Origin of the sequence: Frateuria sp., from assembly GCF_013362045.1 — a bacterium.
Lineage (GTDB): Bacteria > Pseudomonadota > Gammaproteobacteria > Xanthomonadales > Rhodanobacteraceae > Frateuria_A.
On sequence record NZ_JABFWW010000174.1, the window covers coordinates 1 to 9,426 of the forward strand.

Annotated in this window: 7 protein-coding genes; 3 read left to right on the forward strand and 4 right to left on the reverse strand. The window is 70.3% G+C overall.

What is annotated here, in order from left to right; translation table 11 throughout:
• Nucleotides 1-1,588, forward strand: a 1,588-nt coding sequence (gene malQ, locus HOQ08_RS08165) for a 4-alpha-glucanotransferase (RefSeq protein WP_291193146.1), incomplete at its 5' end; no start/stop codon positions are given.
• Complete coding sequence (gene treY, locus HOQ08_RS08170) at nucleotides 1,585-4,269, forward strand: malto-oligosyltrehalose synthase (RefSeq protein WP_291193148.1); 2,685 nt, start codon at nucleotides 1,585-1,587, stop codon at nucleotides 4,267-4,269. The genes malQ and treY, both read left to right, overlap by 4 nt.
• Before the next feature lie 126 nt (nucleotides 4,270-4,395).
• On the opposite strand, the gene HOQ08_RS08175 is transcribed toward treY, so the two are convergent.
• Together HOQ08_RS08175 and dapB are read right to left on the reverse strand one after the other, a co-directional pair.
• On the reverse strand, nucleotides 4,396-4,662 hold the full coding sequence (locus HOQ08_RS08175; RefSeq protein WP_291193150.1) for a hypothetical protein: 267 nt from the start codon (nucleotides 4,660-4,662) through the stop codon (nucleotides 4,396-4,398).
• 111 nt (nucleotides 4,663-4,773) lie between these two features.
• Nucleotides 4,774-5,574 carry a 4-hydroxy-tetrahydrodipicolinate reductase gene (gene dapB, locus HOQ08_RS08180; protein WP_291193152.1) on the reverse strand — a complete coding sequence of 267 codons (801 nt, stop codon included), beginning with the start codon at nucleotides 5,572-5,574 and terminating at the stop codon, nucleotides 4,774-4,776.
• Nucleotides 5,575-5,819: 245 nt separating this feature from the next.
• Here dapB and HOQ08_RS08185 point away from each other — a divergent pair, with 245 nt between their 5' ends.
• The gene (locus HOQ08_RS08185; RefSeq protein WP_291193154.1) at nucleotides 5,820-6,806 is read left to right on the forward strand and encodes a DUF4118 domain-containing protein; all 987 of its coding nucleotides are present in this window, start codon (nucleotides 5,820-5,822) and stop codon (nucleotides 6,804-6,806) included.
• 167 nt (nucleotides 6,807-6,973) lie between these two features.
• Here HOQ08_RS08185 and chrA read toward each other — a convergent pair whose 3' ends face one another.
• Both chrA and HOQ08_RS08195 read right to left on the reverse strand, forming a co-directional pair.
• Nucleotides 6,974-8,344 carry a chromate efflux transporter gene (gene chrA / locus HOQ08_RS08190; RefSeq protein WP_291193156.1) on the reverse strand — a complete coding sequence of 457 codons (1,371 nt, stop codon included), beginning with the start codon at nucleotides 8,342-8,344 and terminating at the stop codon, nucleotides 6,974-6,976.
• A gap of 112 nt (nucleotides 8,345-8,456) precedes the next feature.
• The gene (locus HOQ08_RS08195; RefSeq protein WP_291193158.1) at nucleotides 8,457-9,383 is read right to left on the reverse strand and encodes a DUF1259 domain-containing protein; all 927 of its coding nucleotides are present in this window, start codon (nucleotides 9,381-9,383) and stop codon (nucleotides 8,457-8,459) included.
• Between the last annotated feature and the right edge of the window lie 43 nt (nucleotides 9,384-9,426).

Here is a 9,426-nt window from a genome sequence, read left to right on the forward strand (position 1 = left end):
CGGCACCGGCGACTTCACCGCGCTGGAGCAGTGCGCACGCGCCGCCGCGGCCCGCGGCGCCGATGCGTTGGCGATCAGCCCGGTGCACGCGCTGTTCGCCGCCGCGCCCGAACGCTACAGCCCCTATGCACCCTCCAGCCGGCTGTTCCTCAACCCGCTCTACGTGGACCCGGCCCGCGTGGGCGGGGCGGCGGCGCTGCGCACGGTGACCGACGCGCACAACCTGCGCCAGGAGCTGGCCGAGCTGGAGTGGCTGGAGCTGATCGACTGGCCGCGCGCGGCGCGCGCGCGGATGACGCTGTTGCGCGCGCTGTTCGACTGGTCCTCGGCCGATTCCAAACTGACCCGGGAATTGTCCGCGTTCCGCCGCGGGCAGGGGGAGGCGCTGGAGCGCCACGCGCGCTTCGAGGCGCTGCAGGTGCACTTCCGGGCACACGGCACACCGGGCGGCTGGCAGGCCTGGCCCGCGGAGTACCACGACCCGGCCGGCCCTGCGGTGGCCCATTTCGCGCGCGAGCACAGCCGCGACATCGCGTTCCACACCTTCCTGCAATGGCTCGCCACGCGCGGTCTGGCCGATGCACAGCGCACCGCGCGCGAGTCGGGCATGGCGATCGGCCTGATCTCGGACCTGGCGGTCGGCACCGATGCCGGCGGCAGCCAGGCCTGGAGCCACCAGGGCGAAATGTTGCACGGCCTTTCGGTGGGCGCACCGCCGGACCTGCTCAACCGCCACGGGCAGGACTGGGGATTGACCACCTTCTCGCCGATGGGCCTTCGGAGCAGCGGTTACGCCGGCTATCTCGCGATGCTGCGCGCGGCGCTGGCGCATGCCGGCGGCGTGCGCATCGACCACGTGCTTGGGCTGAAGCGCCTGTGGCTGGTACCGCGCGGTTTCGGCGCCACCGAAGGGGCTTACGTGCGCTATCCGGTCGGCGACCTGCTGCGCCTGCTGGCGATCGAATCGCACCGCTCCCGGGCGCTGGTGATCGGCGAGGACCTGGGCACCGTGCCGTCCGACTTCCGCCAGCGCATCGCCGGTGCCGGCGTGCTCGGCATCCGCGTCCTGTGGTTCGAGCGCGCAGCCGACCGTGGCTTCATCGCGCCCATGCACTGGTCGACCGACGCGATGGCCACCACCTCCACCCACGACGTGCCGACCGTCGCCGGCTGGTGGAGCGGACGCGACATCGAATGGCGCGCCCGCGCAGGCCTGGCCGAGCCGGACGTGGACGAGATCGCCGAACGCGCCATCGACCGCGCGCGGCTGTGGCGCGCGCTGTGCGCTTCCGGTGCCGCGCAGCAGGCCGGCGGCACGCCCGACGAGAATCGCCCGCCCGCACCCGACGATGTGCTGCCGGTGGCGATCGCCGCTGCAGGCCATGTCGCGCGGGCGCCCGCGCCGCTGGTGGTGATTCCCGCCGAAGACCTGCTCGCGCTGCCGGAACAGCCGAACCTGCCCGGCCCCACCGATGCGCTGCATCCGAACTGGCGCCGCCGGCTGCCTGAAAGTGCGGCCATGCTGTTCGACGGCCCGGTCGCGCAGGCCTGCTGCGGTGCCGTCGCGGCGGCCCGCGGCGCGCCATGAACGCAGCGGCCGCGGGCTATCCGCCGCGCGCGCTGGCGCGCCTGCAGCTGCATGCCGGCTTCACGCTGGACGATGCGGCCGCGCAGGTCGGTTATTACTCGAAGCTCGGCATCAGCCACCTGTACGCCTCGCCGTTGCTGGCCGCGCGTCCCGGCTCGAATCACGGCTACGACGTGATCGACTGCCACCGCATCAACCCCGAACTGGGCGGCGAGCCGGCGCTGCGCCGGCTGGTCGCCCAGCTGCGCGCGCACGGCATGGGCCTGGTGCTGGACATCGTGCCCAACCACATGTTCGCCGGGCCAGGCAACGCCTGGTGGATGGACGTGCTGCGCCTGGGCCGCGCCAGCCACCGTGCCGACTATTTCGACATCGACTGGCGCAGCCCCGACCCGCTGGCGCACGGCCACGTGCTGCTGCCGATCCTGGGCAAGCCCTACGCGCAGGCGTTGCGCGATGGCGACGTGCGGCTGCAATACGGCGAAGCGGGCTTCGCCTTGCACGTGCACGACATCGCGCTGCCGCTTTCGCCGCCCACCGCGCAGGCGCTGGAGCGGGCAGGCGAGCCGGCCCCCGTGCTGGCGGCGCACGCTGCCGCCCGCGAGGCAGGTTTCGCGCGGCTGCACGCACTGGTGCAGGCGCAGCACTACCGGCTGGCATCGTGGAAACTCGCCAGCGACATGGTCGACTACCGCCGCTTCTTCGACATCAACGAGCTGGCCGGCCTGCGCATGGATCGCACCCGGGTGTTCGAGGACTGCCATGCGTTGGTCTTCAAGCTCTATGCCGAGGGGCTGATCGACGGACTGCGCATCGACCACGTCGACGGCCTGGCCGACCCACACCGCTATTGCCGCCAGCTGCGCCACCGCCTGCGCCGCCTGCAGCGCCAGCGTCCGGCCGGGGCGCCGCCGGGCCCGGCCTACCTGGTGGTGGAGAAGATACTGGCCGAGGGCGAGCTCCTGCGCGGCACCTGGCGCACCGATGGCACCACCGGCTACGAGTTCATGGACCAGGCCGGCGCGCTGCTGCACGACGCCGCGGGCGAAGGCATGCTGACCGAACTGTGGCAGGCGATGAGCGGCGAACGCGCGGACTTCGCAGCGGTGGCACGCGCGGCGCGGCGGCAGATCCTGGTCGACAGCTTCGAGGCCGAGCTCGACCGTACGGCGCGTGCGTTGTTCGAGGCCGCGCGCGCCGACGTGTCCACCCGCGACGCGAGCCTGCCGGCGATCCGCCGCGTGCTGGTCGAGCTGCTGGTGCATTTCCCGGTGTATCGCACCTATGCCGGCGGACTGGGCCGCGACGCCGACGACGAGGCGGTGTTCCAGCAGGCCTACGACCGCGCACGCCATCACGTGCGCATCGAAGACCGCGAGCTGCTGGCCGAGGTGTCCGCGTGGCTGGGCGGGCAGTCGCCGCGCGGGCTGCCGCCCGGCCGCGTGCGGCGGGCGCGCGAGCGGGCGATGACGATCTTCCAGCAGGCCACCTCGCCGATGGCGGCCAAGGCGGTGGAGGACACCGCCTGCTACCGCTACGGGCGGCTGCTCTCGCGCAATGAAGTGGGCGCGGACCCCGGGCGCCTGGAGCTGGACATTGCCGGTTTCCACGCGCTGTGCGCCGAACGGGCGAACGGCTATCCGCACAACCTGCTCGCCACCGCCACCCATGACCACAAGCGCGGCGAAGATGCGCGCGCGCGCCTGGCGGTGCTCTCGCAGGCGAGCGTGGTCGCCACCTGGGCCGGCACCGTGGTGCGCTGGCGCGACCACAACGCGCGCCTGCGCCTGCGCGTCGATGGAGTGCCGGCGCCTTCGCCGGCCGACGAATACATGCTCTACCAGAGCCTGGTCGGCGCCTGGCCGCTGCAACTCGAACCCGGCGATGCGCAGGGCGTGCAGGCTTTCGCCGGACGCGTCGCGCAATGGCAGCGCAAGGCCCTGCGCGAGGCCAAGCGCCGCTCGCGCTGGACGCAACCGAACGAGCCTTACGAGGACGCCTGCGGGAGCTTCCTCGGCGCGCTGCTCGATCCGGCCCACGGTTTCGTCGTGGAGCTGCACGCCTTCGTGCAACGCATCGCCGCCGCCGGCGCGGCCAACGGCCTGCTGCAGACCGTGCTGCGGCTGACCACGCCGGGTGTGCCGGACACTTACCAGGGCACCGAGTTCTGGGACTTCAGCCTGGTCGACCCGGACAACCGCCGACCGGTCGATTTCGATGCGCGGGAGATCGCCCTGGAACACGCGGCGTCGTGGCACGAGCTGCTCCAGGGCTGGCGCAGTGGCTGCCTCAAGCAGCGCGTGATCCGCGAACTGCTGCAACTGCGCCTGCGCCATGCGTCCCTGTTCGCCCAGGGCGACTACCACGCGCTCGCGGTCGCGATCCCGGGCCGCCAGGCCTGCGACCGGCTGCTGGCATTCCAGCGCGCGCTCGACGGATACGCGGTCACCGTACTGGCCCTGCGACATACGGCCCAGGTGCTGCTCGATGCCCGCACGCCGCGCTGGGATGCCGCCTCGACCGCGGCCCTGCTGCCCAGCGGCACGCGCGTGCATGGGCTGTCCCCCGGCCGCTACCGCAACGTGCTGGGGGACGGGGAGGTGAGGGTGGGTGGCGAACTGGACCCGAGCGCTTGGCTGGCGCCCTTGCCGGTAGCGGTGCTCACGCCGGTCGCTGCGTGAGCGGCAGGTTGCATCGTGGTGTCGGCCTCGGCACGGACACCCGCAGGCAACCGCTCAAGGCAGCCGGCCGGGCACAGCTAGCGATAGAGCGCTATGGGCCGATGCTGCGGAGGAGGCGCTCGGTGCTCAGATCAGCCAGCAGGTAGCCGGCTGCTTGGTCGAGATATACGGGAAGTCGTCTTCCATCTCGGGCACCGGTACGCGCGGCGTGCGGCGATCGTCGACCGGCCATTCGATGTCGCTGTGGCGCCGGTCCTTCGGTGCGCGCCTATCGGTCGGCCAGCGGGGTGTCTGCTCCGGCCCTACCGCCGGACCATTGATCGTCCAGTCGCGGTCACGGATGAAGCCGGGGTGGTGGCGGATGACAGAGGGGCTGCGGGCATTGATGTGCATGGCGAAAGGCGTTCTAAAACAACTGGATGAAGTATCTTTTTCCAGTTGTCTACGGAGCGCGAAGAGAACGGCGCCACGTCTTTGACGTGGCCGCACGCCCGCAGCACCCCGTCAAAGATCCAGCACGCGGTCCAGGCCGCGATGCAGCCCGACCAGCATCGGCGCTTTGCGCACCGCCAGCAGTGCGCCGTCGACATAGGGCCGGGCGCTGTCGCCCGCATCGTGGCGCAGCGTCAGTTTCTGGTCGGGCATGCCGAAGATCACCTCCGCGCTGATCACGAAACCCGGCAAGCGGATGGAATGCACCTGCGAACCGGCCAGCGTCGCGCCACGCGCCTCGCGGACTCCCGCGGTCTGCTCCAGCGGCACGCTCGGCTGTGGAGTGCGCACGGCCGCAAGCCGGTGGGCCAGTTCGCGCACGGTGCCGCTGGGCGCATCGCGCTTGCCGTCGTGCGCGTAGTCGATGATCTCCCACTGCGGGATGTACCGGGCCGCCAGCTCGGCGAATTTCTGCAACAGCACCACGGTCAGCGCGAAGTTGCCGCAGGCGAGCACGCCCAGGCCTTTTGCCTGTGCGATCCGGTCGATCTGCGCATAGTCCTCGTCGGTCAGCCCGGAGGAGCCGACGACGACGTGCGCGCCACGGTCGAGGGCGGCCAGGACGTTCGCTTTGGCCGCGGCCACGCCGGTGTATTCGACGAAGACATTGCAGCTGCGTTCGAGCGCCTGCTGCGCCGTCGGAAAAACTGGACAGGGGGGCAGATCGCTGCCCAGCGCCGCCCGCAGGTCCTGCCCGGCGTAGGTGCGCGACACCGCCGCCACGAGGTCTAGGTCCGGTGCCCGCGCGATGGCACGGGCCAGCTCGGAACCGGCCCAGCCGGTGGCGCCGGCCAGGCATACGCGCAAGGTCATGGTCGTTCTCCGACAGGACAGGCGACGACTTTGAGCCCAACGCCGGTGATCGGCAAGGCGCTGGGCTCCGCACCCGTGGCGTTCCTGCGAATCGCAAGAAATACAGGCGGGCGCAGCCCCTGCGTCGCGGCCATCCATCTCGTCATGGCGCATGCAAACGTGGAACTATACGGGGGCGGGCGGCTCTATCGTGCGCGTCCGCGCGATCCAGAGCGCTTGCTTTTCGAGGGGCCCGAGCTGCCGCCATGGACCATCCGATCGTCTCCCTGGTACCCGAGAAGCGGTACCCGATGATAGTCAGCTACGGCGCGGCGCTCCTTTTCGTCGGGGTGGCCTTCGTGGTCGTGCTGACGTGGCAGCGCGAGTTGCAGCGCTACCCGTTTCCCTTGTTCATGCCTGCCATCTTCTTCGCCGCGCTCCTGTTCGACCGCGGCGCGGGGGTGCTGGCCACGTTCGTCTCCGCTGCGCTGGCCATCTATTTCTTCCTGCAGCCCCTCCACAGCTTCGCGATCGCCGAGACCGACACCGCGGGCGTCGCGGCGTTCCTCCTGGTCGGTGTCGTGATCTCCGCCATTACCGACCGGCTTCGGCGGACCCTGCAGGAGCTGCGCCGGTCCAACGCGGAAAAAAGCCTGATGCTGGAAGAAGCGGGCCATCGCATACGCAACGACCTGATGATGGTGTCGTCGGTGCTCTCCCTGCAGGCGCGCGGAGAGACCGACCCTTCGGTACGCGCGGCGCTGGAATCGGCGGTGGCACGCGTGGCGGTGATCGCCAATGCGCAGGACCGCATACGCGCCTCGAGCAACCGCCAAGGCATGGTCGACCTGTCGGAGTACCTGCACGCCCTGTGCGGCCAGCTGGGCGACATGCTCCGGGACATCCGCCCCATCGCGGTTCGCGTACACGCTCCCTCCGTCACGGTGCAGCCGGCCCATGCGGTGCACATCGGCCTGATGGTGAACGAGCTGGTGACCAACGCTTTCAAGTACGCCTTTCCCGCCGGGCAGGGCGGGACGGTGCTCGTCGACGTGGTCCGCCGTTCCGATTGCCTGGACGTCACGGTGCGCGATGACGGCGTGGGCTGCCCCGACGTTTCCGGCGGCGGCACCGGTTCGCGCCTGGTGCGGCTGCTGGCCGCCAACCTGGGCGGCACCATCGAGCGCATCTCCGTGGACAGGGGATGCTGCATGCACGTGGCGATACCGATCGGGAGAACGGAGGCCGCCTAGCTCGCGCGCCTGCCCGGCAGGACACCGGGACTTCCTGTCGGCGCGGACCGACAAGCCCGCCAACGCCGGGCGAGTGCGCCAGGCGCGACAGCGCGACCCTGCGGGAGCGACAACCGCCATCGTCGGCAGGCTGGCACAGATCGATCGCCGCAGCGGGGCGAAGTCGCCTATGCCCTGGGCACCGCCAGCCACAACACGCCGGCGAGCCCGCTGGCGGCGAGCACCCAGCCCATCCCGACCTTGAAGCGCAGCATGGCCAGCATCGCGGCTGCCGCGATCAAGGCGGAGGGCCACTGCAGAGTGGACCAGGCGGGGTTTTCCAGATGCAGCCAGCCATACTGGCGCTCGCCGACCCGGGCAAACACGGTGTGCAAGGTGAACCAGACCGACAGGTTCAGCACCACGCCCACCACCGCCGCGGTGATGGCGGACAGCGCCGCATGCAGCGCACGGTTGCTGCGCAGGGCTTCGATGTAGGGCGCACCGAGGAATATCCACAGGAAGCACGGCGCGAAGGTGACCCAGGTGGTCAGCACCGAACCGGCGATGCCGGCGGCCATCGGCGACAGGCCGCTCTGGTGGTAGTAGGCGCCCAGGAAGGCGACGAACTGCACCACCATGATCAGCGGGCCGGGCGTGGTCTCGGCCAGCGCCAGCCCGTCGAGCATCTGGCCGGGGGTAATCCAGTGGAAGCCGACCACGGCGCGCTGGGCAATGTAGGCCAGGACCGCGTAGGCGCCGCCAAAGGTGACCATCGCCGTCTGGCTGAAGAACAGTCCCTCGCCGGCGAGCACGCTGTGTCGCCCGAACGCGGCGATCACCGCCAGCACGGGCAGCCACCAGATCGCCAGCCAGATCAACGTCACGCGCAGCGCGCGCGCAATCGAGGGCCGCGTATGGATCAGCTGCCCCTGGCCCAGCAACCGGTCGATCAGGAAGTCCGACGAGGCATCCGCCGCGGCCGAGGCCGGTGCCGGAAAGCTCCGCGGCATCCACCAGCGCCCGAGCAGGCCCCACAAACCCGCTCCCAGCACGATCAGCGGGAACGGCGCGTGGAGGAAGTAGATCGCCACGAAAGCCAGCGCCGCGATGGCGACCATCATGCGGTTCTTGAGTGCCTTGCGACCGATCCGGATGACCGCCTCGACCACCACCGCCAATATCGCGGCCTTCAGCCCGACGAAGATCGCGAACACCAGCGGAACCTGGCCGTACAGCGCATAGACGATGCTGAGCGCCAGGATCGTGACGAAACCAGGCAACACGAACAGCACGCCCGCGATCAGCCCGCCGACGGTCCGGTGCAGCATCCAGGCGATGTAGATGGCGAGCTGGGTCGCTTCCGGCCCCGGCAGCAACATGCAGTAGTTGAGTGCGTGCAGGAAGCGCGCATCGCTGATCCAGCGACGGGTGTCCACCAGCTCCCGATGCATCAGCGCGATCTGCCCAGCCGGTCCGCCGAAGCTGAGCAGGCCGATCTTGGCCCACACGCGGGTGGCCTCGCGCAGGGAAACGGGCGAGGCCGGCTCGATAGCCATGGGCGGCCGTTTGTTCATAGTAGGGAGTTCCTGCCGCGGTCTGGCGAGCGTCCTATTGGACGGGATGCAGGGTAGAGGCGCGACACGCGGTGGCTGCGCGCAGCGCTATCGCTCAGCGCGAGGCCACGCCTGCCTGTGCATCGAGCGCCGAGCGGAAGCCGCGAGCCAGCGTCGCCGCCGGACCCTTGCCCCAGAAGTGGGTGAAGTAAAAGGCGGGGGTGTCGCCCATCATGTGGTTGTGCAGGGCCACCACGTGGATGCCGGCCCGGCGCAGTGCGTGCAGCACCGGCTGGACTTCCCCCGCGGTCATGATGAAGTCGCCGTCGATGGCGGCGGCCGCATCGCTGCCGCTGAACGCGGCCCAGGTGGTCAGGCCCAGCGACGCGCCGATCTTCTGACCTTGCATGTGGCCGGTGCGACCGACGGTGATCTTGGCCACGCCGCTGTTCGCCTCGGCCTTGTGACCGACGATCTCCGCCAGCGCATTGGCATCGAGCGTGCCCATGACCGGGGTTGCCCCACCGAAGCCCTCGGCCGGTTGTGCCCGCGCCGCGCGTACCGCCTTGATGGCATCCCACACGGCCTTGACGTCGGCCGCCAGCGCTTGCGGCTCGCCCTCGCCGGCGAGGTGCATGAAGTACAGCTTCGGCTGGTCGAAGAAGAAATGGTTGTGCAGGGCGGTGACCTTCAGGCCGTGGGCGAAGGCGGCGTCCATCGCGGCATCCACTTCGTCCTGGAACACCACGGTGTCGCCCATGACCATGGCGTGCTGGCCCATGGGCGTGAACGCGGCCCAGGACCCCAAGCCCGCGGCGGGCGGGAGGCGCAGGCCGTCGACCGTGACGGGCACATCGGTGCGGCTCCAGCTGATTTTTACCGCCCCGTCGTCCTGGCGTTTGGCCTCTACGCCAGCCGCCTTGCCGATCGCCGCTGGATCGAGGGCGGCGGCGGCCACCGGGCCGGTAGTAGCGGCCAGGCCGGCGGCCACGACCAGCGCCCAAAAAGGACGCGCCAGGGTGCACGAAACACGAGCGTTCATGAGGAGTCTCCTAGGGTTTCGGGATAGGCTGCGTAGAGGCTGT